The sequence below is a fragment of the Roseibium sp. RKSG952 genome (assembly GCF_009711355.1).
Map to the genome: position 1 here is coordinate 1 of NZ_SMMF01000873.1, position 23,212 is coordinate 23,212.

The following is a 23,212-nucleotide window of genomic DNA, read 5'->3' on the forward strand; positions in this document are numbered from 1 at the left end:
ATTGCCGCGCGAGCGGCTTCGTCCAAGGGCGGGAAACTGCCGAGGGACGCATTCCCCCACAAGTCGCAGAAAGCCGACACCACCTTGCGCGCATCGCCATGCCCGTGACCGACGGCCTTCAGCGCATTCGAGTAGTCCTTGTGACGCCGCCCTTTGATCGAAAGGCCACCAAGTTGCAATTGCGACGGGCGGCCATGATGCCCGGCAACGGCTGCGTAGAGTTGCTGCCGCGTCCATGGCTCACCGCCCAAGCGTGCGCCCAGTTCACCATCGAACTCGAAAAGCAGCACCTCGCTCAGCTCCCAATGCTTGAGCGTCTGCACTTTACGATATGCGAGCATGTCGCGAAAACTCTCGCTTATCTTTCCCAGATCGTGAAGCGCAATAAGGAGGGCGAAGGCTTGTTTCAGTTCGGGATCAAAAGGCGCGACTGCCATCAACCGCTCGGAAACAGCCGCAACATCGAGCATGTGATAGACGGCCGGGTGAGGCGGCAGGTTTGTGTCTGGAAAACTCTTTCCCGGCCAATTCAGAAACGTCAAACTCATTTCCCCTTGGAAGACGGTTTGGGCAGCCGGAACCAAAGGTCTGCGCTGAGACGACCGGTACTTTCCATGAATGGCGTTTTATGAGGTGTGATTTGTGATGTCGGTTCGCGACGGTTCCTTGCTCGCTTGTGCCACAATCCGGAACGCAGCACAGTTTTGAAGATCTTGCCAAAATGACAGGTTGGCGTACCGCTCGAACAGATCCGGAGGCAAAATGGTTCGCCGTTTTTGCGGCTTGACCTCCCTGCGGACCCGATGAAGTCCAGCGAGGCCCAGCTGGTTGTCGAATTCCGGAGCATCATAGATCACGTTCTGAAAATCGTGCTCGAATGCGGGTTCTTCCAGAAATTCATAGAGGAGCCGGATGACCTCGGCCGGTGCTGCGGTCAGGAGATCGTAATCGACAATCACCAGCCGGCTGGCCTGTTCGCCATAGCATGCCTCGCGAAGAGCCTGGTACGAATAGCCGACCAGCCGATTCGAACCGGCGAGCGCATCGACGCGCGTGTAGACCGTTGCCCTCTCGGAGGGGGTATTGAACAGCCGCGTGTTCTCGAAAGCATTGCTGCGAAACTGCCTTTCGAGACTGTCCAGAACCCATGCGACATTCCGTACTGTACAGATCAATTTGGCGTTCGGGAACAGTGTCATCAGCGCGGGCAATTCCGCTGTCCAGCCGCGGTTCGTATCAAAAATCACAGGCTGTTCCCGCTCGGCATAGTAGTTGGAAAACAGGCCTTTCAGAATGGATTCGCGTTGGGCAGGTGTGACCATGGAGGACAATTCGCTGCCAGCGGAGACCTGAGCGACAATGCCTTGAAACAAGGTGGCGATCGGGCTCGACATTCCTGCGTGAAACCGAGGGTTCTGCCGAAGAATTGCGGATAAAAGGGTCGACCCGGAGCGGGGCAGACCTGAAATAAAATGGATTGTTTTCAATGGTACAACCTCCGTGTTGCTTCCGTGCAAATCCTAAGCGAATTCGGCGCAAGAATTTAAGTCATATCTGACAGTAAAATTCCGTGAGGTTGAAAATACCATCATATTGCTTGGAAAAACAAAACCGGATTTTGACGGGCGGGCAGGAGAGTGTGTAGTCAAGGGGTCAGTGTGGCATCGGTTTTGTTTGGCGGCACGCGGAAAAGAAATCCGCAAGGCCCGAGCGGCCGGTAACTCATGGAGGGTGGGGCGAACCGACCCAAAGCAAGCCTGATACATGCTTGCCGGCGAATTTCGCACAAAGTGCTTGATGCGCACCGGCAGGCTATACATGCGATGGATTTATCCGTTGTCAGGGCAGTCATCCAACCGAGATCAATTCATGTCCAAGCAGTAGGACGGTAAACACATCTATCAAGCGTGCCGCCTGATCGAGAATGTGTTTCACCAGGATCAAAGACCCCTTGTCATAGAAAAACGATGCGAATAGACGCCAAGTCTGTTCTCCTGAAACGAACCGTTCTGAGCGCCCTATTTGCCGCACACTGACTGCCGACGGGCCCTAGTTTGTCCGGGACGGTCGCGGAGACGATGGCCGGGTAAGGACATAAAGGGCGCTCGCTGCCATGAACAGGCTGACAAGTCCCAGCGTCCAGATGCCGGGGGTGGCGGTCAGATAAAACAGGGTGTATCCGAATGCCATGCCGGTTATGGCCAGCAGTTTGGCTTTTGGCGGGATTACACCATTTTCACGCCAGGCGATGACGGGGGGGCCAAATGTCGGATGGGCCAGGAGGCGGCGCTCAAGTTCCGGCGATGACCGGGCAAAACATCCCGCAGCGAGGATGAAAAAGATCGTTGTCGGCAAGACCGGCAAGACCGCGCCCACCGCGCCTGCGCCAATACACAAAATTCCGAGCAACTTGTATGTCGCGCGCCGCAAACGAGCCTCCGTAAACTCGCGGCCGGAGGAGGAAAGGCCGCACGTCGTTTGTTGTGCTTATACGCGAAACTGTATCGCCTTGCAGCCTTTCATAAGGTCGCAACACGGGCAGCCATTCCGGCGGCTCAACCGGGTGGGAAGCCCGGCGAAGATCGCCGGGCTCTGCTGCTTCCTGAAATCAGGCAAACATGAAGTCGTTTGCATCAACGGTGGACGCGCTGACGTTTTCAAGGATGATTTCGTCATCGCCAAAGTTGATGCTGGTATCGGAGCCGAGTGAAATGATATCCAGAAGATCGAAATTGATCGATACACCACTTTGTCCGTCGTCAAGGACGATGATGTCGGTGCCGGTCTGGAAATCGGTGATCGTATCGGTGTTGGCCGACGGGCTCTCATTGGTGAAGAAGTAGAAGACATCAGCTCCGCTGCCACCGGTCAGGACATTGTCCTGATCGTTTGCGACCAGATAGTCGTCACCGCGGCCGCCGATCGCATTTTCGATTTCCGTTCCGCGGGCGATCATCAGATTGCCGTCCACACCGCGCACGCTGGAGATCGATTCCTCCCGCAGGTCGAGAATTTGATCGTAGTAGCTCGAGCTGAAGTCGATTGTATCTTCGCCGCCGTCATCGACAATGGTGTAAGTTGTCGAGCGGCTGTAGGTGGTGAGGTGTTCCCACGCGGTGCCGGCATTGCTGTTGTCACCATAGGTGGTGTCACCGGTGCGTGTGGTCCCGGCCGAGCCATATAGATTTTGAATCGCGATGACGTCGGCAATCTGCGGCGTCGCAACGTAGGCAAAATCCGCATCGATATAGGTGTTTTCATTCTGGCTGAAGTAGGACATGACCGTGCCCTGCCAGGAATCGTTCAGATAAAGATTGTCCTGGCCATAATCCGCGGAACCATTGTAGTTGCTGGCGTGGCCGAGACCCAGCGCGTGGCCGATTTCGTGGACATATGTCTGGAACGAATAGTTGCTCAGATTGTTGCCGTCACGCGCGATCCACGATGTGGACACGTTGACATGGGAGCTTTCAATATTTCCGAACCGGTCCAGATTGGAATAGGCATAGGCGCCGCTGTCGTTGTCATCGAACGTGATGTCCGCAGCACCGTTGGTGGAAACAAAGTTCAGGCCAGTCGCATCGGACCACATTTCCAGCGCGTAATAGGCGTAGAGCTGCCCTTTCGAGGTGAGGGCCGAATAGTTGACCGTGATTGTTCCGCCGACCTGGACATCAAAGGACCGTGTTGGCTCTCCGGTTGCGTCCCAATAGTCATCGGTTAATTGATAGGCAATCTGGTCGTAGGAATATGCTGTGGCCATTTTCTGTTCCCGATTTGTAATACTGGTCTGTTTTTGGCCGCTTCCGGCGGCCTTTTAGATGTGGATTCCATTAGAGGTTAGTCATCTAAAGGAGCAACTAAAGGGTGTATATCTTGAATGATATTGCAAGATAAAAAGTGACATTTGTGGAAAAAAAGAGGCGTCTGAAAAAAACCTGACTATTGTCACTATAATAATCTCAAGCACCTGAATTAAATAGAATAAATATCACGGGAGGTATACTGATGGGCGAGCGTCTTTGAACCCGGCCAGCTTAGAAAAGAAACACTGGATATATCTGGAAATACAATCTTAAGTTTATACTCGGCCTTTGCGCTCATGGCGGTTTTGAAGCCCGGCACCATGCCCGTCATTCTAGTTTTGACGTTACGCCCCGGTGACGGTTTCAATAAAATGGAAGGCTAGGATTGTGCGAAGCTTGCCCCCGGAATTTTGGAGTCAGTAGGTTGAAATTCCCCTGATAGTTGGTGGTGCCCGGTTGTGGGTGATTAAAAAATGGTCAGGCTTGGCTGGCCGGGTGAGTTAAAAACAGTTGCCAAAGACGCTGATGCGCTAAAAATGCGCGTAGGGCGGCATGGTGCGGGGTATTCGTGCAAGTCGTTCGCAGGGAAGGCTGGCTGGAATGACCAAAAGGAAAACAAAGGATGACCCGGGACGAGGGCGGATGGCCATGAGGATCAGAAACTATTTCCTGACGGGGCTTGTGATCGCTGGCCCAATCGGGATTACGCTTTGGCTGACATGGACATTCATTCAATGGGTCGACGGCTGGGTGAAGCCGCTGGTGCCACGCGTCTACAACCCCGACACATATTTGCCGTTTGCGGTTCCGGGCTTCGGGCTGATCGTGGCGGTTTTTATCATCACGGTCGTCGGGTTTCTGGCTGCAAATTTCGCCGGGCGCAGCCTGATCTCCTTCGGAGAATCACTGGTTGGCCGGATGCCGCTGGTTCGCAACCTCTATAGCGGTCTCAAGCAGATTTTCGAGACAATACTGGACGAGCGCGGCAACACTTTCTCGAAGGCGGCATTGGTCGAATATCCGCGCAAAGGGCTGTGGGCCATTGCCTTCATTTCCACAAATACGAAGGGGGAAGTCGCAAAGCGGCTCGATGACACTGCGGAAACTGTCTCGGTCTTTTTGCCGACCACACCCAATCCGACATCGGGCTTTCTGCTTTTTGTGCCGCGAACGGATGTGATCGAGTTGTCGATGTCGGTTGAAGATGCCGCCAAACTCGTCATTTCGGCCGGATTGGTCAATCCGGACTACCCGGAGATTGTTGCAGAGCACATTGAGGAAGCGCCGGACTCCGAGCGCAAGGCCGGTTGACAAGAGCGCCTTGCCGGATGTGGCGGGCTGGCAAATCCGGCACGCGAACCTTCGAACGTGTGCCGGAATGGTCCGGATCGCCAACGATACCGGTCAGGCGAACATGAAGTCTTCCGCTCCAAGACTGGTCGTGTCGACATTCTCCAGAATGATCTCGTCATCGTCGTAAAGAATGCTGGTTCCGGATCCGGCGTCGGCAAACTCCAGTTGATCATAGCCGAAAGTTGTGCCGCTCACGCCGTCATCAATATAGATGATGTCGGACCCGTCTTCGAAATCCGTGATGGTGTCGGAATTCGCCGAGGCACTTTCGTTCGTATAAAAAAGAAATATGTCCGAACCGCTCCCGCCGGTCAGGGTGTTGTCGAGGTCGTTGGCGATGATTGTGTCATCGCCGCTGCCGCCGATGGCATTTTCGATTCCGGTGCCCTCGGCAATGATCAGGCTTCCTTCAACGCCCCGAACATCGGAAATGGCACCTTCGCGCAAGTCGAGGACCTGATCGTCGAAACTCGAGCTGTAGTCCAGTGTGTCAATACCGCCATCGTCGACAATCGTATAGGTCGTCGGTGTCTGGGAAGTCGCAGCCTGATTGAGGACCACGCCAGCGGTCCCGTTGTCGCCGTAGGTCGTATCTTCGGTTCGGGTGGTCGAGGTCGTTCCGTAGAGGTCCTGGATGGCGAGGACGTCTGCGGCCTGGGGTGTCGCCACATAGGCAAAATCGGCATCGACGTCGGTGTTTTCTTCCTGGTCGAAGTAGGACATGATCGTCGCTTGCCACGAGTCATTGTCATACAAGTTGTCGACGCCGTATTGGGCCGAGCCGTTATAGTCGCCTGCATGGCCGAGCCCGAGGGCATGCCCGATTTCATGGACATAGGTCTGGAAGGTGTAGTTGCTGAAGTCGTAGCCGTCGCCGGGGTTCCAGTCATCTGAAATGTTGACGTAGGAACTTTCTATAGTGCCGTTCCGGTCTACTTCGCTTGTGGTGTAGGCGCCGCTGTCATTGTCATCGAAGGTAATGTCGGCGTTTCCCTGAACGACCTCGAACTCCAGTCCGGTCGCATCGGACCACATTTGCAATGCAAAATGCGCATAGAACTTCCCGAGCGGAGTCAGGCCAGTATAGTCGACGGTGATTGTGCCGCCTTCTTCCACGTCGAAAGATCGTGGACTGTCCCCTCGGGAGGTCCAAAAATCGGTCGAAAGCTGCTCCGCGAGCTCTTCAGTCGTGTCGGATTGCGTGTCTTCTTCAATCTCTAAGCGTTCAGATATATTGGTACTCTGAAATCCTTGTAAAAACGCGTATCTCATCCCCGGCTTCCACTCTTTGTTTGTTTTCTATTACTTTCATTGTTTTTCAGGCGGGTAGGTTGTTGTCCAAAGAAATTCCACGGTGAAAAATCCGGATTACCTACGCCTATGAGAGTAAGAGAGAGGAATTGTGTGAAATCGTAGGCGGGCTCTTGGTGATTTTGTGAAATAACGATAATTTGTAGGTTGGGGACGAAGTTTGCACTTTGTATACGGCCTCTGGTGCCGGATAGCCGGACCAGAAGGTTTTCAGGTGTTCAAGCGAGTTGTTTTACCCGGCCCTTAGAAGGCGGATCGCTTCGTCGCGTCCGAACAGATAAAGCAGGCAACGCAAGGCGTCGCCACGCGGGCCCTTGAGGTCCGGATCCGTTTCAAGGATCAACCTTGCATCGTCACGGGCAATCTCCATCAGGTCCGCATGATCCTCGAGCCGGGCAACCCTGAAGCCGGGCGTTCCCGATTGCCGCGTACCCAGAATTTCGCCGCCACCGCGCAAGCGCAGGTCTTCCTCGGCAATCAGAAAGCCGTCATTGGTTTCGCGCATGATGTTGAGTCGGGCTGCGGCCGTTTCCCCCAAGGGGGCCTTGAAGAGCAGCACGCAGGAGGAGGGCTTGTCGCTCCGTCCGACACGGCCGCGCAGCTGGTGAAGCTGGGCGAGGCCGAACCGCTCGGCGTGCTCGATGACAATGATGGTTGCATCGGGAACATCGACGCCGACTTCAATCACCGTTGTTGCAACCAGTATGCGGGTTTCGCCGGATTTGAAGGAGGCCATGGCCGCATCTTTCTCATCCGCGCTCATCCGTCCATGGATCAGCGACACCTTTTGGCCGAGTGCTTGTTCCAGCACCTTATGCCGGTCCTCGACCGCAGCCAGATCGATCTTTTCGGATTCTTCCACCAGCGGGCACACCCAATAGGCTTTTTGCCCGGATGAAATCGCAGCGCCGATCCGGCCGACAATTTCGTCAAGCCGGTCGAGAGACACGGATACGGTTGTGACCGGTTTCCGGCCTGCAGGCTTTTCGGTGAGGCGGGAGACGTCCATGTCGCCAAAACAGGTCAGCACAAGCGTTCGCGGAATGGGGGTGGCGGTCATCACCAGAACATCTACCCCATTGCCCTTTGCGGAAATGGCAAGCCGTTGATGCACGCCAAACCGGTGTTGTTCGTCAACGACTACAAGTCCCAGGTTCTGAAAGGTCACGGATCCCTGAAATAGGGCGTGGGTGCCGACCACAAGGTCAATCTCACCGGCGTTCAATTTTTCTTGCAGGATCCGGCGTTGTTTCTGGGTATCCTTGCCGGTCATCAGCGCCAGACGGATGCCGGCAGCCTCGCATAATGGTTGCATGGACGCAAAATGTTGCCGGGCAAGGATTTCCGTTGGCGCCATCAGCGCTCCTTGGGCACCGGTTTCAATCACCTGAGCGAGAGCCGCGAGCGCCACAACGGTTTTGCCCGCTCCGACATCGCCCTGAAGCAGGCGCAGCATCCGGATTGGTTCCGCAAGGTCGGAATTGATGTCCTTGACCGCTGCAGCCTGTCCGTCGGTGAGCGAAAAGGGCAGGGCGGAGATCACTTTCTGCTGCAAGGTCCCTGAGGGCTTTCGGGAAACTCCGCCAAGCTGCCGCATGGATTTCCGGACAAGGGCGAGGGCCAGTTGGCTTGCCAGCAACTCGTCATAGGCAATCCGGCGGATATTGGCGCCTTCAGGCGACAGGTCGTCCTGTTCTTTCGGGTTGTGGACCGCTCTCAACGCTTCATCGAAACCGGGCCACATATTGCGCTCCAGAAAAGCGCCGTCTTGCCACTCCGGCAGAACCGGCAGACGCTGCAAGGCTGCTCCAAGAGCCTTTTGCAGGGTTTTTCCGGCAAGCCCGGCGGTCATCGGGTAGACCGGTTCGATTGCCGGCATGCTCGCGGCTTCTTCAAGGCTGAGCAGATAGTCGGGATGGACCATTTGCGGCCGTTCGTTGAACCACTCGACCCTGCCGGAGACCACGCGGACCTCGCCTTCGGGGAACATCTTTTCAAGCCAGTCGCGCCGTGGGTGGAAGAACACGAAAGTGATCGACCCGGTCTGGTCGAATGCCGTAATCCGGTAGGGTGCGCGGCCACCGCGCGGGCCGGGATGGTGGCGGTCGATCGTGACCTGCAGCGTGACGATCTGGCCGTTTTCCGAATAGGCAATCCCCGGTCTGTGCCGCCGGTCGATCAGGCTGTGGGGCACGTGAAACAGCAGATCTGCGAGTGTTGCCTCGCGGTCCTGCCGGTCCGCCACAAGCCCGGAAATCGTCTTGGCGATCTTCGGGCCTATGCCTTGAAGGGAAGAGACCGGGGCAAACAAGGGGTCGAGGACCGAGGGGCGCATGAACAATCCGCTTAATTGATTGCAACTGGTGGGTAATTCAAACCGTTTTTGGCATGAAGCGGCTTTCACGTGCAAACATCGAGCCTTCAGACGCTGACAGAAGCCGTGGACAGCGTTATATAGCGGGCAACGTGCGGAGCCATCGGCTTGATTGCCGGTCCTGCCGGCTCCGCGCACCCGTTACGAACCAGGGAAATGGACATTGCCATGAGCGATCACGCAATAGGGAGCGGTCTTGATGCTGCGCCGGACCGCAGCCCGCGCCGCAAGAAAATCCTGTTCCGGTGCTGGCATCGCGGCATGAAGGAAATGGATCTTCTTCTGGGCGGTTTTGCGCAAGCGAAAATCGATGAGCTCGACGAGGATCAGCTGGCAGCCCTTGAGCATCTCCTGACCGCGCATGATCAGGATCTTTATGCCTGGATGACCGGCCGCAAGCCGCTGCCCGCGGAATGGGACAGTCCGCTCTACCGCCAGATCATCGCCTATTACGACAGCCAGATCGCCCTGGGCGCGAAGGCCTGAAGCTGACAATTGGGAAAAGACGACGTGTTTGAAAGCCTGTTGAAAGACAAGGCCAATATCACGCTTGCGAGCGTGCCGGATGGGGCCGAAAGCTATGCACTCTCCAGAATACTGGAGGAATTGACCGACCCGGGTCTGGCGCTGGTGTTCGTCGCTCGTGATGCCACGCGCATGCAGATGGTCACCGAAGCGCTCGCGTTTTTCGCGCCCGATGTTGAGGTCTTGCAGCTTCCCGCCTGGGATTGTCTGCCCTACGATCGCGTCTCGCCCAATGCGGCAATCAGCGCCCGGCGCTTGCTGGCGCTCGGCCAGTTGGCGCACGGGATTTCGGGCAGGAAGCGTGTCGTCCTGATGACTACGGTCAATGCCGCCTTGCAACGGCTGCCGGAGCGCGGCTGGATGGCCGAACAAACGCTCGCGATGGCACCCGGCAACCGGGTCGACATGAACACGATTTCCGGCTGGCTGGAGCGCAACGGTTTTTCCAGAACGCCAACCGTTCGTGAAACAGGCGAATACGCCGTGCGTGGCGGGATTGTGGATTTGTTCGCTCCCGGTGCCGAAGAGCCTGTGCGGCTTGATTTTTTTGGCGACACGCTTGAATCGATCCGTGCCTTCGATCCGGAGACCCAGCGGACATCCAAACAGCTCAAGCGGCTTGATCTGGTGCCGATGAGCGAAGTGGTGCTGACCGATGAGGCAGTCTCCCGCTTCCGGAAGGCGTATTTGTCGTCCTTCGGGGCTGCGAGCCGTGATGATGTGCTCTACCAATCAATCAGCGACGGGCGCCGGTATGCCGGAATGGAGCATTGGCTGCCCCTGTTTCACGAACGGCTTGAAACCCTGTTCGATTATATTGGCGAGACGCCCGTCGTACTGGACGGCATGGCAGCTGACGCGGTCCGGGAGCGTCTGGAGCAGGTCGGTGAACACTATCAGGCGCGCCGTGAAGCCCGGGAAGCCGGAACAAGCGCCGGAACGGTTCCCTACATGCCGGTCGAGCCGGAGCGGCTCTACTTCGGTCAGGATGAATGGACCACAGCTTTAGCCGATACGGCATCTGCTGCCCTTGATCCATTTACCCCTCCGCCGGGGCAGGGAAAGACGGTTATCAACCTTGAAGGCAGGCAGGGGCGCAGCTTCGCGGCGGAGCGGGCAGCTGGCGATATCAACATTTTTGACGCTCTCGCAGGTCATGTCCGCGCGCTCCACAAGGATGGCAAGCGCGCGGTGGTCGCCTGCTGGTCGGACGGATCAAGGGACCGGCTGGGGCAAATACTGAACGATCACGGGCTCGGTGCGATACAGGAAGCGGCCAGCTTCTCGGAAGTGCAAGCCTTGCCGGAAAAGACAGCGGCACTTGTGGTTTTGGGGATTGAGCAGGGGTTTGAGCTTCCGGCTACTGCAATCATCGGCGAGCAGGATGTTCTGGGCGACCGGCTGGTGCGCAAGAGCCGCCGCAAGTCCAAGGGTGCCAATGTCATCACCGAAGCCACCGGCCTTGCCGAGGGCGACCTTGTCGTTCACGTCGATCACGGTATTGGCCGGTTTATCGGGCTCAAGACGATTGAAGCCGTTGGTGCGCCGCATGACTGTCTGGAACTGCAATATGCAGGCGGCGACAAGCTGTATCTGCCGGTCGAGAACATCGAACTACTGTCCCGGTACGGCTCCGAAGACACCGAAGCCCAGCTCGACAAACTGGGTGGCGGCGCATGGCAGGCACGCAAGGCCAAGCTCAAGAAACGCATTCTTGAGATCGCTGACGGACTGATCAAGACGGCGGCATCCCGGGCGTTGAAAACCGCACCTGTGGTCGAGGCTCCTGAAGGCGTTTATGACGAGTTCGCGACCCGGTTTCCCTATGAGGAAACCGAGGACCAGCTCAACGCGATTGATGCCGTCTTTGATGATTTGTCGTCCGGCCGGCCGATGGACCGGCTGGTCTGCGGCGATGTCGGCTTCGGCAAGACGGAAGTTGCCCTGCGTGCTGCATTTCTGGCGGCCATGTCGGGCCGCCAGGTCGCGGTCGTGGTGCCGACAACCCTGCTCGCCCGGCAGCATTTCCGGACATTCTCCGAAAGGTTCCACGGGCTTCCGATCAATGTGGCACATGCTTCACGGCTTGTTCCGGCGCGCGAGCTGACGGCCACAAAAAAGGGGGTGACCGACGGCACCGTTGATATTGTCGTCGGCACACACGCGCTGCTCGGCAAGGGTGTCAAATTCCGCGATCTCGGACTGCTGATCATCGACGAGGAGCAGCATTTCGGCGTGAAACACAAGGAGCGGCTCAAGGAGCTGAAAACCGATGTGCATGTGCTGACATTGTCGGCCACGCCCATCCCGCGCACGCTTCAATTGGCACTGACAGGGGTCAGGGAATTGTCGCTGATTGCGACCCCGCCGGTCGATCGGCTGGCAGTGCGTACCTTTGTATCGCCTTTTGACCCGCTTGTGGTGCGTGAAGCCCTGCTGCGTGAGCATTATCGAGGTGGCCAGAGCTTCTACGTCTGTCCACGCCTAGCTGACCTTGCCGACCAGCAACAGTTTCTGGAAGAAAGCGTTCCGGAGTTGAAAGTGGCCGTCGCTCATGGCCAGATGCCGCCGGGCGAACTCGAAGACGTGATGAATGCCTTCTACGAAGGCAAATACAACGTGCTTCTGTCGACGACGATTGTCGAAAGCGGGCTCGACATACCGACTGCCAATACCCTGATTGTTCATAGGGCCGACATGTTCGGTCTTGCGCAGCTTTACCAGTTGCGGGGCCGGGTGGGGCGTTCGAAAACCCGGGCCTATGCGCTTTTCACCGTGCCTGCGAACAAGAAGCTTACGGCACCGGCCGGGAGGCGTCTCAAGGTTCTGCAATCGCTCGAAACGCTCGGTGCGGGCTTCCAGCTGGCGAGCCATGATCTGGATATTCGCGGGGCAGGGAACCTGCTTGGCGAAGAACAGTCCGGCCACGTCAAGGAAGTCGGGTTCGAACTCTACCAGCAGATGCTGGAAGAAGCGGTTGCCCAGCTGAAGGACGGTGGTGCGGAGATCGGCGAAGAACAGTGGTCGCCGCAAATCAATATCGGCACTCCGGTGCTGATTCCTGAAGATTATGTTCCCGACCTGCAATTGCGGCTCAATCTCTATCGCCGCTTGGGCGATCTGACCGAAGCCGGGGAAATCGACGCCTTTGGCGCCGAAATGATCGACCGGTTCGGACCGCTGCCGGAAGAAGTGCAGCATCTATTGAAGATCGTCTTCATCAAGGGGCTGTGCCGCAAAGCAAATATCGAAAAGGTGGACGCTGGCCCGAAAGGCATCGTCATCACCTTCCGCAACAGCGAGTTTGCCAATCCGGCAGGTCTTGTAAGCTACATCTCCGAACAGGGCGTACTCGCCAAGATCCGCCCGGATCAACGAGTGGTTCTGACCCGGGATTGGCAAAACACCGACACGCGCCTGAAGGGGGCAGCCACGGTTCTGACCAAGCTGTCACGGCTTGCGGCTGCGGCATAACCTTCGTTTCAACAGGTGGCGCTTCAGATTTCATCTGAGTGCCATGCCTGTTCCCCGACCAAGGGTACGAAGGCGACGTCGCACAGATTTTCAGTCCGGAATGTCTCTTCCCCGGTGCGGGTGATGCGTTGGAGCTTTTGATAGCAGAGCTGTTCGCCAACCGGAACCACTAGGCGGCCACCGGTTTTGAGCTGTTTTTTCAATCTGTCCGGCGCAACGGGGGCGCCCGCGGTTACGATAATGCCATCGAATGGCGCTTGGCTGGGCAACCCGAGACAGCCATCGGCGCATTGCACTTGCACGTTGGTGTAACCTGCCGTTGCCAGATTGTCTTTGGCCTGATCAGCAAGGCTCGGAATGCGTTCGATGCTGATCACGTCAGCACCGATTTCAGCCAGAACCGCCGCCGCGTAGCCGCTTCCAGTGCCGATTTCCAGCACGCTGTCGCCCGGTTTGCAATCAAGGGCCTCCGCCATGTAAGCGACGATATAGGGTTGGGAAATAGTCTGCCGATGGCCAATCGGCAACGGGCGGTCGGTGTATGCGTAAGGTTGTTCTGTTTGGGGAACAAACAGGTGGCGGGGCACCTTTTCCATAGCCGTCAGCACGCGTTCACTGGAGACGCCACGCGCTGCGATCTGGCGCAGGACCATTTCTTTTCTCCGCGCTTCGCTGGGCGTGAGATCGCGCATTGGGCGTTGCCTGTCTGGACCCTTGTCGTCAAACCGGAACTGGCCGAACTGTGTCCGAGTTTCGCTGTTGGCCGAAAACCCGGCTTTCAATTGAATTTTCTCGCGAGTATTGCATTTGGTTGCATGTAAGTATTTACCGCATTGTATTCAGGATGTTAAATATAATCCTATGTGAAGTTTTCCGAAATAACTTCACCAAGTTTCTGTGCGCTGCACACATTTCGTCGCACCCTGTTGAATGCTCCTGTAGAGACCCGATCTTTCCCTACGGAAAGGAGTTGGCAATATGCTACACCAAACAGGCTTTGAAGGTATCGCGCTCAACAGTCATCGTGAGCCCGCCGACCTTCGTGATCGTATCGCCTTGCGGACGGTCAAATTCATGCGGGTCTTTGCCGACACGTTTTTTCGCAAGCGCTATGGCCACCGCGCTGTCGTTCTGGAAACCGTGGCAGCGGTGCCGGGCATGGTCGGAGGAATGCTGCAGCATTTGCGGGCGCTCAGGCTGATCCGTGACGACGAGGGCTGGATCCGCGAGCTTCTTGACGAGGCGGACAATGAGCGGATGCATTTGATGACATTTATCAAGATCGCAAAGCCCAGCAGGCTAGAGCGCGCGATCATCCTGCTCGCGCAAGGGATCTTTTTCAATCTCTATTTCCTGCTCTATCTGATCTCGCCCAAGACGGCCCACCGCGTTGTGGGATATCTCGAAGAAGAAGCGGTCATCAGTTACACGCAGTATCTCGCCGAAGTGGAAAGCGGACGCACAGAAAATGTCGCGGCGCCGAAAGTTGCCATCGACTACTGGGGGCTGCCGCAAACTGCACGCCTGTCCGACGTGATCATTGTGGTCCGGGCTGACGAAGCTGGCCACAGGGACAAGAACCACGGATTTGCCGACGCGCTCTCGTCTTGAGGCGCGTCGCAAGTCGCATATCACCAACGTTTTTTTTGGCCTTGAACGGTGCCCGAGTTGCGCGAGCCGGCCGATAGGTACTTCGTGTTTATAATACCTGTATTGTCAAAATGATTATCCACCTGCGGCGAGGCAGTTATTCCTTGTTGAGTATGGGCTGGCTGGCGGCGTTTAAACCCTCTGTTAAGGCTGAAGCGGGCAATATAACAAACCTGCGGCAAATCGCTTTTCGTCAAGGTTTTATCCGTGCCAGCACAAACCAGACAGCGCAAGCAATCCATCCTTCGGCGCCTGATTATACCGTTTGCGGCCTGTGCCACTCTGGTTTACTTCGGGTTTCATGCTCTCAATGGTGAATTGGGATTGGTTGGCCGGGCGCGGATCGAGCATCAGGTGCGGGAGCTTGAGGTCCGTTTGAAAGCCGTTACAAGCGAACGGCAGGAGCTGGTCGCCCGCGTAAGTCTGCTTCGCCCGGAAAGTCTCGACCCTGACATGGTTGACGAGCGGGCGCGTCTCAATCTTAATCTGGTTCATCAGGATGAACTCGTCATCCTGCGTCCAGGGCACAGCTATCAGGAAGTGAACTGAAATCAGGTTGATTGACTTTCGTTAACCTGATTTCTGTTTATTCTAAAAAACGTAGTAATTACAAAAAATTAAATATCTTACGCCGTCAAATGTCGGCACTTGGATTGACAAGGGGAGCAGTTTAACCTCCGCTTGCCTCTCCATGGGGAAACGTCACGTTGAGATGAGGGATATGGCCGCAAGCTCAAAGTCTTCCACCGGCGCGCGCTCCAAAAGCGCTGCCAGCCGGACCCGCGGTGCCGCCAAGACGGCCGCGCCTGCGATCATCGAGTTCGACAAGGACCAGGAACTCCACGCCTACCGCGAAATGCTGCTGATCCGGCGGTTCGAGGAAAAGGCCGGGCAGCTTTACGGCATGGGCCTGATCGGTGGGTTCTGTCACCTTTACATTGGTCAGGAGGCTGTCGTGGTCGGCCTGCAGATGGCCAAGAAAGACGGTGACCAAATGATCACCGGTTACCGCGACCACGGCCACATGCTTGCCATGGATCTCGATCCCAAGGGCGTCATGGCCGAGCTCACCGGCCGACGCGGCGGGTTGTCCAAGGGCAAGGGCGGCTCCATGCACATGTTCTCCAAGGAAAAGAATTTCTACGGCGGCCATGGGATCGTTGGCGCGCAGGTGTCTCTGGGGACCGGGCTGGGCTTTGCCAACAAGTATCGCGGTGATGGCAGCGTCTCGATGACCTTCTTCGGCGACGGCGCGTCGAACCAGGGGCAGGTTTACGAGAGCTTCAATATGGCCGAGCTGTGGAAGCTGCCGGTCATCTATGTGATCGAGAACAACAAGTACGGCATGGGCACCAGTGTGGAGCGCGCGTCGTCAACCACCGACCTGTCTCAACGCGGCGCGTCTTTCAACATCCCAGGCGAACAAGTTGACGGCATGGATGTGCGCGCCGTGATGGCTGCCTCCGAGAAGGCGCTGGACTGGTGCCGCTCCGGCAAGGGGCCGTACATTCTGGAGATGATCACCTACCGCTACCGCGGTCATTCCATGTCCGATCCCGCGAAATACCGGTCCAAGGACGAGGTCCAGAAGATGCGGACCGAACACGACCCGATCGAACAGGTGCGCAAGCGCCTGCTGGAAAATGGTTGGGCAACGGAAGACGAGCTGAAGGCTCTGGACAAGGAAGTCCGCGCTGTTGTCGCCGAGGCGGCCGAGTTCGCCCAGACCGATCCGGAGCCGGATGCATCCGAGCTCTACACAGACATTCTGCTTTAAGGCGGGGAGACATCATGCCGATTGATATTCTGATGCCGGCCCTGTCGCCGACCATGGAAGAGGGAAAGCTCTCCAAGTGGCTCAAGGCCGAGGGGGACACCGTTTCCGCAGGCGACGTGATCGCCGAGATTGAAACCGACAAGGCGACCATGGAAGTCGAAGCGGTGGACGAAGGAACCATGGGGAAGATCCTCGTTCCTGAAGGCACCGATGCGGTCAAGGTCAACGAGAAAATCGCGGTTCTGCTCGGTGAAGGCGAAGACGCAAGCGCCCTTGATGCGGCTGCCGCTGCACCTGCACCGGCGGCAGCACCAACGGTTGCCGAAACACCAGCGCCGGTTCCGGCAGCAGCAGCGCCTGCACCTGTTGTGGAAGCTGCCGCCGACCCGGAAATCCCCGAAGGCACACAAATGAAATCCTCCACGGTTCGCGAAGCCCTGCGCGACGCGATGGCAGAGGAAATGCGCCGCGACGGAGATGTCTTCGTCATGGGCGAGGAAGTCGCCGAATATCAGGGCGCCTACAAGATCACGCAGGGCCTCCTCGACGAGTTCGGCGACAAGCGGGTGATCGATACGCCGATCACCGAGCACGGCTTTGCCGGATTGGGTGTCGGTGCGGCAATGGCCGGTCTGAAGCCAATCGTCGAGTTCATGACCTTCAACTTCGCCATGCAGGCGATTGACCAGATCATCAACTCTGCGGCCAAGACCCTTTACATGTCCGGCGGCCAGATGGGGGCGCCGATCGTGTTCCGAGGCCCGAATGGCGCTGCTGCCCGCGTTGGCGCGCAGCACTCGCAGGATTACGCCAGCTGGTACGCGCATGTGCCGGGTCTCAAGGTTGTCCAGCCCTACTCGGCTGCTGACGCAAAGGGACTTCTGAAGGCTGCGATCCGCGACCCGAACCCGGTCGTGTTCCTCGAAAACGAAATCCTCTACGGACACACCTTCGAAATTCCCGACATGGATGATTTCGTTCTGCCGATCGGCAAGGCGAAGATCGAGCGCGCAGGGACCGATATCACCCTGGTTTCCTGGGGTATCGGCATGACCTACGCCCTGAAGGCGGCGGAAGAGCTGGCCGGAATGGGTATATCGGCGGAAGTGATCAATCTGCGCACCATCCGCCCGCTTGATATCGACACGGTTCTGGCATCCGTGCGCAAGACCGGCCGGATTGTCACCATCGAGGAAGCCTTCCCGATGTGCTCGGTGTCGTCGGAAATTGCCTATCAGGTTCAGGAAAAGGCCTTCGATTATCTCGATGCGCCGATCCTGCGGGTGACCGGCAAGGATGTGCCCATGCCTTATGCGGCAAATCTGGAAAAGCTGGCGCTGCCGAATGTTCAGGAAGTCATCGACGCGGCCAAGGCCGTGACCTACACAGCCTGAGGCGAGGGAGGCGGTCATGCCAATCAACATCACCATGCCGGCGCTCTCTCCGACCATGGAAGAGGGCAATCTGGCCAAATGGCTGGTCAAGGAAGGCGACGCGGTTTCGGCCGGTGACGTCATTGCCGAGATCGAAACCGACAAGGCGACCATGGAAGTGGAAGCCGTGGACGAGGGAACGGTCGGCAAGATCGTCGTTCCGGAAGGAACAGCCGGTGTGAAAGTCAACGCACTGATTGCCGTGCTGCTGGAAGACGGTGAGGACGCGGCAGACCTTGATGCGGCAGCTGCTCCTGCGGCTTCTGCTGCCACACCGGCTCCGGCTGCCGAAACCGCTCCTGCACCGGAGGTTCCGGCCCAGACTGCAGCTCCCGCGCAGCCGGCTGGTCCGGCTCCGGTTGCAGCCTCTGGCGACCGGATCTTTTCCTCGCCGCTGGCAAGGCGCCTTGCCAAGCTGAATGGTCTCGATCTTGCCCAAATCACTGGCTCCGGCCCGCATGGCCGGATCGTGAAGAAGGACATCGAGGCAGCTCTTGAACAGGGTGTCGGCAAACCGGCCGCGGAAGCAGTTGCGGCGAGCGCACCTGCGCCCGCTGCTGCGGCAGCGCCTGCCGGCCCGGGCAAGGACCAGGTTCTCAAGTTGTTCGATGAGGGCTCCTACGAGCTTGTGCCCCATGATGGCATGCGCAAGACAATTGCAAAGCGGCTGACGGAAGCCAAGCAGACCATTCCGCATTTCTATGTGTCGGTGGATTGCGAGCTCGATGCGCTGATGGCTTTGCGTGCGCAGCTCAACGGCGCTTCCCCGAAGGATGCGAATGGCAAACCCGCCTACAAGCTGTCGGTCAATGACATGATCATCAAGGCCCTGGCTCTCGCTCTGCGGGACGTGCCGGACGCCAATGTGTCCTGGACCGACGAGGCCATGGTCAAGCACAAGCATGCCGATGTTGGAGTTGCAGTGTCGATTCCCGGCGGCCTGATCACGCCGATCGTCCGTCATGCGGAATTGAAGCCCTTGTCTGTCATCTCAAACGAGATGAAGGACATGGGCGCGCGCGCCAAGGACCGGAAGCTGAAGCCGGAAGAGTATCAGGGTGGGACCACCGCTGTGTCCAACATGGGCATGATGGGCGTCAAGGACTTCTCTGCGGTCGTCAACCCGCCACATGCAACGATCCTGGCGATCGGGGCAGGCGAAAAGCGGCCTGTGGTGAAGGACGATGCGCTCGCCATTGCAACCGTGATGACGGTGACGCTGTCAACCGACCACCGGTGTGTGGATGGTGCGCTCGGTGCAGAAGTGCTCAAGGCCTTCAAGGGCTATATCGAAAACCCGATGAGCATGCTGGTCTGACCTGCATGTACCGGCGCGGTCATGTATGGCCGCGCCGATTCGACCGATAGATATGACTTTTCCAAGGAAAGACTGATGGCTGATACTGCTTATGATGTGATCATCATCGGTTCCGGGCCGGGCGGGTATGTCACTGCAATCCGGTCCGCCCAGCTCGGGTTCAAGACCGCCATTGTAGAACGTGAGCACCTGGGCGGAATCTGCCTCAATTGGGGCTGTATCCCGACCAAGGCCCTGCTGCGCTCCGCAGAAATCCTCGATCATGCCAATCATGCCAAGAGCTTCGGCCTGAAGCTGGAAGGCTCGATGTCTGCCGATGCCAAGGATGTCGTCGCGCGCTCGCGCGGGGTTTCTGCGCGTCTCAATGGCGGGGTCGGCTTCTTGATGAAAAAGAACAAGATCGATGTCATCTGGGGCGAGGCCAAGCTGACCAAGCCAGGCGAGATCGTGGTCGGCAAGCCGTCCAAGCCGGCGGTTGAGCCACAGCATCCCGTGCCCAAAGGCGTGAAAGGCGAGGGGATTTATACGGCCAAGCACATTATCGTCGCGACCGGTGCACGCCCGCGTGCATTGCCCGGCATCGAGCCCGACGGCAAGCTGATCTGGACCTATTTCGAGGCGATGAAACCGGAGAAGATGCCGAAATCATTGGTCGTCATGGGGTCCGGCGCAATCGGTATCGAATTCGCGTCCTTCTACCGGTCGATGGGGGTTGATGTGACAGTGGTGGAAGTGATGCCACGCGTCATGCCCGTTGAGGATGCCGAAATCTCTGCCTTTGCCCGCAAGGCACTGGAAAAGCGCGGACTGAAGATCCTGACCGAAGCAAAGGTGGTCAAGGTCGACAAGGCGGAGAACTCTGTCACGGCTCATGTGGAGACCAAGGATGGCAAGGTGACGCAAATCACCGCAGATCATCTGATCTCCGCAGTCGGTGTTCAGGGCAACATCGAAAACATCGGGCTTGAGAAGCTCGGCGTGAAAACCGATCGCGGCTGTGTCGTGATTGATGAATATGGCCGCACCAACGTGCCGGGCATCTATGCCATTGGCGATGTTGCCGGTCCGCCGATGCTGGCCCACAAGGCCGAACACGAAGGCGTCATCTGCATCGAGAAAATCGCAGGCGTTCCCGGCGTCCATCCGATGGATCACCGCAAGATCCCCGGATGCACCTACTGCAATCCGCAGGTGGCCTCCGTCGGTCTCACCGAGGAGAAGGCAAAAGAGCAGGGGCGCGATATCAGGGTCGGACGTTACTCCTTCAATGCCAATGGCAAGGCCATTGCGCTCGGAGAAGACAATGGCATGATCAAGGTCATCTTTGACAAGAAGACCGGTGAGCTCATCGGGGCGCATATGGTTGGCGCGGAAGTGACCGAGTTGATCCAGGGCTTTATCGTCGCCATGAACCTGGAGACGACCGAAGAAGAACTGATGCACACGATTTTCCCGCATCCGACGCTTTCCGAAATGATGAAGGAATCCGTACTCGACGCCTATGGACGGGTGTTGAACGCCTGACCACCAAGATACGGGGGCTTGAATTTCAGGCTCCCGTGCTTGCTAATGGCCGATAGAGGAACCCTGTAAAGAAGTGCGTTAGGCACCAACCGGGTTTCGGGTTTCAGTTGGGAAACGGGGGGTAACCATGAATGCACAAGCGATTATCATCTGGATCGTGATCGGGCTTGTTGCTGGCTGGCTCGCCAGTCTGATCGTTGGCGGGGGTGGTGTGATCCGCTATATCCTGACCGGACTTGTCGGGGCCTTTGTTGGCGGCTTTCTGTTCAACTTCTTTGGTATCAATTTCGATCTCGGCAATGCCATCGTAAAAGAGATTGTGGTTGCGGCAATTGGCGCGATCGTGGTTGTCCTGATTGCAAGGGTGCTGTCTTGAAGGTTTTTGGATGAGCTTCATTGTGTGGATTTTGATCGGTCTGGCTGCCGGGGCGATCGCGCACCGCGTACTGAACAGCCGTGGCGGCTTTTTCGGCAGTCTCGTAGTGGGACTGGTCGGTGCTCTTGTCGGCGGGGAGCTTGCCCATCTGCTCCGCTTGAACGTTACCAACGGGTTTCTGGACCAGCTGATTGTCGCGACGCTCGGTTCCGTCCTCTTCCTGTTTGTCTGGAAGAAAGTGTTTAGCTGATTGTGTGCCAACGGGAACATCACATATGACCGACATGCCCCGCACCATCGCCGATTACCCGGTGATGACCACTGAAAAATTGCGCTATCGCGACCTCGATTCACAAGGTCACGTGAACAACGCTGTCTTCACCACGTTTCTGGAAGCTGGCCGGATTTACATGCTTTTTGACGGCAAGGAGGCGATTGCCGACAAGGGTGCGTCCTTCGTCATTGCACGGCTTGAACTTGACTACATTGCCGAAATCAGATGGCCAGGCACCGTCGAAATCGGCAGCCGGGTGGTGAAAGTCGGACGCAGTTCAATCACGCTGGAACAAAGTATTTTCCAAAATGGTGTTGAAGCGGGCTTTGCGCGAACCATTATTGTGCAGTCGGACCCGGCGGCCCGAAAGTCGAAACCGCTTTCGGAAGGTGCTGTGGAAAGACTGAAACGGGTCATGTCACCGGCGCCGGCTGCATAGCTGCCCTGCGACAGACACCTTGACCTTTAACCGGATTACAGACACTTAATCGGCATGGTTACGATCGTCGACACGCTTACACGCTCCTCCGACCCGCGCGCTGAAGATACCGGCGCGGCGGCCCCCCGCCCGCGCCATCCGGAAAAGGCCCATCGCCCGGACAATCCGGTTCAACGCAAGCCGAAATGGATCCGGGTCAAGGCGCCGACCTCGCCGGTCTACCGGGAAACCCAGGAAGTTGTCCGCAACAACAATCTCGTCACGGTGTGTGAGGAGGCGGGCTGCCCGAACATCGGAGAATGCTGGTCGAAGAAACATGCCAGCTTCATGATCCTTGGCGACACCTGTACCCGCGCTTGCGCCTTCTGCAATGTGCGCACCGGAATGCCGGGTCCGGTCGACCTGAATGAACCGGCGGGGATTGCGGAAGCGGTCTACCGTATGGGGCTGGAACATGTCGTGATCACCTCCGTTGACCGCGATGATCTCGATGACGGCGGCGCGCGGCATTTCGCGGACGTGATTCATGCAATCCGCGACAAATCGCCCGTCACCACGGTAGAGGTTCTGACGCCGGACTTCCTACGTAAGGAAGGTGCTCTGGAAATCGTGGTTGAGGCCAGGCCGGACGTGTTCAACCACAACCTCGAAACGGTGCCGTCGAAATATCTCAAGGTCCGCCCGGGAGCACGGTACTTCCATTCGATCCGCCTCCTGCAAAAGGTGAAGGAACTGGATCCGGCCATGTTTACCAAGTCCGGGATCATGGTCGGGCTCGGGGAAGAGCGCAACGAAGTGCTTCAGCTGATGGACGACTTGCGCTCCGCAGATGTGGACTTTTTGACCATCGGCCAATATCTGCAGCCTTCAAAGAAGCACCATCCGGTCTTGTCATTCGTGACGCCGGAAGAATTCAAGGCCTATGAACGCATTGCCTATGCCAAGGGGTTCTTGAAAGTTTCGGCAAGCCCGTTGACCCGGTCCTCGCACCATGCGGGTGAAGATTTTGCAGACCTGCGCGCGGCCCGAATGGCCAAGCTCGGGCACTGAACCAAACCAGATAGATCATCGGTTAACCGACAAGGCATGCCCAGTTTTTCGTCAAATCACACGGTCAAGCACACCGCCGTCAACATGTTCGAGCTTGTTGCCGACGTTGAACAATATCCTCACTTCGTGCCGCTTTGTCAGGCCTTGCATGTGCGCGGGCGCAAGCAACTGGATGCAAACCGGGAAGTTCTGATCGCGGACATGACCGTGGCCTACAAGGTGTTCAAGGAGACCTTTACCAGCCGCGTCGAGCTGAACCGGGCCGACAGGACCATTCTCGTGGAATATCTCGACGGCCCGTTCAAGCACCTTGAAAACAAGTGGACCTTTGCCGACACGGATGGGTGTTGTTGCAATGTCGGTTTCTTTATCTCCTATGAGTTCCGCAGCCGCACGCTGGGCTCCTTGATGGGAGCGATGTTCGACAAGGCTTTCCGGAAGTTCTCCAGTGCGTTCGAGGCCCGCGCCAACGATGTCTATGGCGTCTGATCCGCTCGCTAGTGGAGTTCGTCCCTGTTTCCGGACAGT

General features: G+C 57.4%; 22 protein-coding genes. 14 read left to right on the forward strand and 8 right to left on the reverse strand.

The window, feature by feature from the left end; genetic code table 11:
- The 4 genes from E1297_RS12505 to E1297_RS12520 all read right to left on the reverse strand — a co-directional run.
- Positions 1 to 542: CRISPR-associated endonuclease Cas3'' (locus E1297_RS12505; RefSeq protein ID WP_209015768.1), on the reverse strand; the 542-nt coding region annotated here is incomplete at its 3' end.
- Between the two features lie 84 nt (positions 543 to 626).
- Positions 627 to 1,517, reverse strand: a complete 891-nt coding sequence (locus tag E1297_RS12510) for a sulfotransferase (protein ID WP_368669543.1) — start codon at positions 1,515 to 1,517, stop codon at positions 627 to 629.
- Positions 1,518 to 2,049: 532 nt separating this feature from the next.
- The gene (locus E1297_RS12515; protein ID WP_155138558.1) at positions 2,050 to 2,430 is read right to left on the reverse strand and encodes a YbaN family protein; all 381 of its coding nucleotides are present in this window, start codon (positions 2,428 to 2,430) and stop codon (positions 2,050 to 2,052) included.
- A 178-nt stretch (positions 2,431 to 2,608) separates the two neighbouring features.
- The gene (locus E1297_RS12520) at positions 2,609 to 3,763 is read right to left on the reverse strand and encodes a M10 family metallopeptidase (RefSeq protein WP_155138560.1); all 1,155 of its coding nucleotides are present in this window, start codon (positions 3,761 to 3,763) and stop codon (positions 2,609 to 2,611) included.
- Positions 3,764 to 4,448: 685 nt separating this feature from the next.
- Here E1297_RS12520 and E1297_RS12525 point away from each other — a divergent pair.
- A complete protein-coding gene (locus E1297_RS12525; RefSeq protein WP_155138596.1) occupies positions 4,449 to 5,117 on the forward strand; it encodes a DUF502 domain-containing protein in 669 nt (222 codons plus the stop codon).
- A 93-nt stretch (positions 5,118 to 5,210) separates the two neighbouring features.
- On the opposite strand, the gene E1297_RS12530 is transcribed toward E1297_RS12525, so the two are convergent.
- Both E1297_RS12530 and recG read right to left on the reverse strand, forming a co-directional pair.
- Positions 5,211 to 6,431, reverse strand: coding sequence for a M10 family metallopeptidase (locus E1297_RS12530; protein WP_155138562.1), 1,221 nt, complete (start codon positions 6,429 to 6,431; stop codon positions 5,211 to 5,213).
- A gap of 271 nt (positions 6,432 to 6,702) precedes the next feature.
- The gene (recG, locus tag E1297_RS12535) at positions 6,703 to 8,805 is read right to left on the reverse strand and encodes an ATP-dependent DNA helicase RecG (RefSeq protein ID WP_155138564.1); all 2,103 of its coding nucleotides are present in this window, start codon (positions 8,803 to 8,805) and stop codon (positions 6,703 to 6,705) included.
- A gap of 207 nt (positions 8,806 to 9,012) precedes the next feature.
- Between recG and E1297_RS12540 the strand changes: the two genes are divergently transcribed.
- Together E1297_RS12540 and mfd are read left to right on the forward strand one after the other, a co-directional pair.
- The gene (locus E1297_RS12540) at positions 9,013 to 9,330 is read left to right on the forward strand and encodes a succinate dehydrogenase assembly factor 2 (protein WP_155138566.1); all 318 of its coding nucleotides are present in this window, start codon (positions 9,013 to 9,015) and stop codon (positions 9,328 to 9,330) included.
- A gap of 24 nt (positions 9,331 to 9,354) precedes the next feature.
- Positions 9,355 to 12,843, forward strand: a complete 3,489-nt coding sequence (gene mfd / locus E1297_RS12545; protein ID WP_368669544.1) for a transcription-repair coupling factor — start codon at positions 9,355 to 9,357, stop codon at positions 12,841 to 12,843.
- A 23-nt stretch (positions 12,844 to 12,866) separates the two neighbouring features.
- Here mfd and E1297_RS12550 read toward each other — a convergent pair whose 3' ends face one another.
- Complete coding sequence (locus E1297_RS12550) at positions 12,867 to 13,535, reverse strand: protein-L-isoaspartate(D-aspartate) O-methyltransferase (protein ID WP_155138570.1); 669 nt, start codon at positions 13,533 to 13,535, stop codon at positions 12,867 to 12,869.
- 286 nt (positions 13,536 to 13,821) lie between these two features.
- Here E1297_RS12550 and E1297_RS12555 point away from each other — a divergent pair, with 286 nt between their 5' ends.
- A complete protein-coding gene (locus E1297_RS12555) occupies positions 13,822 to 14,454 on the forward strand; it encodes an alternative oxidase (RefSeq protein ID WP_155138572.1) in 633 nt (210 codons plus the stop codon).
- 20 nt (positions 14,455 to 14,474) lie between these two features.
- On the opposite strand, the gene E1297_RS12560 is transcribed toward E1297_RS12555, so the two are convergent.
- Positions 14,475 to 14,690, reverse strand: coding sequence for a hypothetical protein (locus tag E1297_RS12560; RefSeq protein ID WP_155138574.1), 216 nt, complete (start codon positions 14,688 to 14,690; stop codon positions 14,475 to 14,477).
- Positions 14,691 to 14,700: 10 nt separating this feature from the next.
- Between E1297_RS12560 and E1297_RS12565 the strand changes: the two genes are divergently transcribed.
- From E1297_RS12565 to E1297_RS12610, 10 genes are all read left to right on the forward strand, one after another.
- Positions 14,701 to 15,042, forward strand: a complete 342-nt coding sequence (locus E1297_RS12565) for a septum formation initiator family protein (RefSeq protein WP_368669546.1) — start codon at positions 14,701 to 14,703, stop codon at positions 15,040 to 15,042.
- A gap of 172 nt (positions 15,043 to 15,214) precedes the next feature.
- Complete coding sequence (pdhA, locus tag E1297_RS12570) at positions 15,215 to 16,270, forward strand: pyruvate dehydrogenase (acetyl-transferring) E1 component subunit alpha (RefSeq protein ID WP_155138576.1); 1,056 nt, start codon at positions 15,215 to 15,217, stop codon at positions 16,268 to 16,270.
- A gap of 14 nt (positions 16,271 to 16,284) precedes the next feature.
- A complete protein-coding gene (locus E1297_RS12575) occupies positions 16,285 to 17,664 on the forward strand; it encodes a pyruvate dehydrogenase complex E1 component subunit beta (RefSeq protein WP_155138578.1) in 1,380 nt (459 codons plus the stop codon).
- A 16-nt stretch (positions 17,665 to 17,680) separates the two neighbouring features.
- A complete protein-coding gene (locus E1297_RS12580) occupies positions 17,681 to 19,021 on the forward strand; it encodes a pyruvate dehydrogenase complex dihydrolipoamide acetyltransferase (RefSeq protein WP_155138580.1) in 1,341 nt (446 codons plus the stop codon).
- A gap of 75 nt (positions 19,022 to 19,096) precedes the next feature.
- The gene (gene lpdA, locus E1297_RS12585) at positions 19,097 to 20,545 is read left to right on the forward strand and encodes a dihydrolipoyl dehydrogenase (RefSeq protein WP_155138582.1); all 1,449 of its coding nucleotides are present in this window, start codon (positions 19,097 to 19,099) and stop codon (positions 20,543 to 20,545) included.
- 127 nt (positions 20,546 to 20,672) lie between these two features.
- A complete protein-coding gene (locus E1297_RS12590) occupies positions 20,673 to 20,921 on the forward strand; it encodes a GlsB/YeaQ/YmgE family stress response membrane protein (protein WP_155138584.1) in 249 nt (82 codons plus the stop codon).
- A 10-nt stretch (positions 20,922 to 20,931) separates the two neighbouring features.
- Complete coding sequence (locus E1297_RS12595; protein ID WP_155138586.1) at positions 20,932 to 21,171, forward strand: GlsB/YeaQ/YmgE family stress response membrane protein; 240 nt, start codon at positions 20,932 to 20,934, stop codon at positions 21,169 to 21,171.
- Positions 21,172 to 21,196: 25 nt separating this feature from the next.
- A complete protein-coding gene (locus E1297_RS12600) occupies positions 21,197 to 21,634 on the forward strand; it encodes a thioesterase family protein (protein WP_155138588.1) in 438 nt (145 codons plus the stop codon).
- A 54-nt stretch (positions 21,635 to 21,688) separates the two neighbouring features.
- Positions 21,689 to 22,684 (forward strand): lipoyl synthase, encoded by a 996-nt coding sequence (lipA, locus tag E1297_RS12605; RefSeq protein WP_155138590.1) that lies wholly within the window; start codon positions 21,689 to 21,691, stop codon positions 22,682 to 22,684.
- Between the two features lie 36 nt (positions 22,685 to 22,720).
- Positions 22,721 to 23,173 (forward strand): type II toxin-antitoxin system RatA family toxin, encoded by a 453-nt coding sequence (locus tag E1297_RS12610; RefSeq protein ID WP_155138592.1) that lies wholly within the window; start codon positions 22,721 to 22,723, stop codon positions 23,171 to 23,173.
- The last annotated feature ends 39 nt before the right edge of the window (positions 23,174 to 23,212 follow it).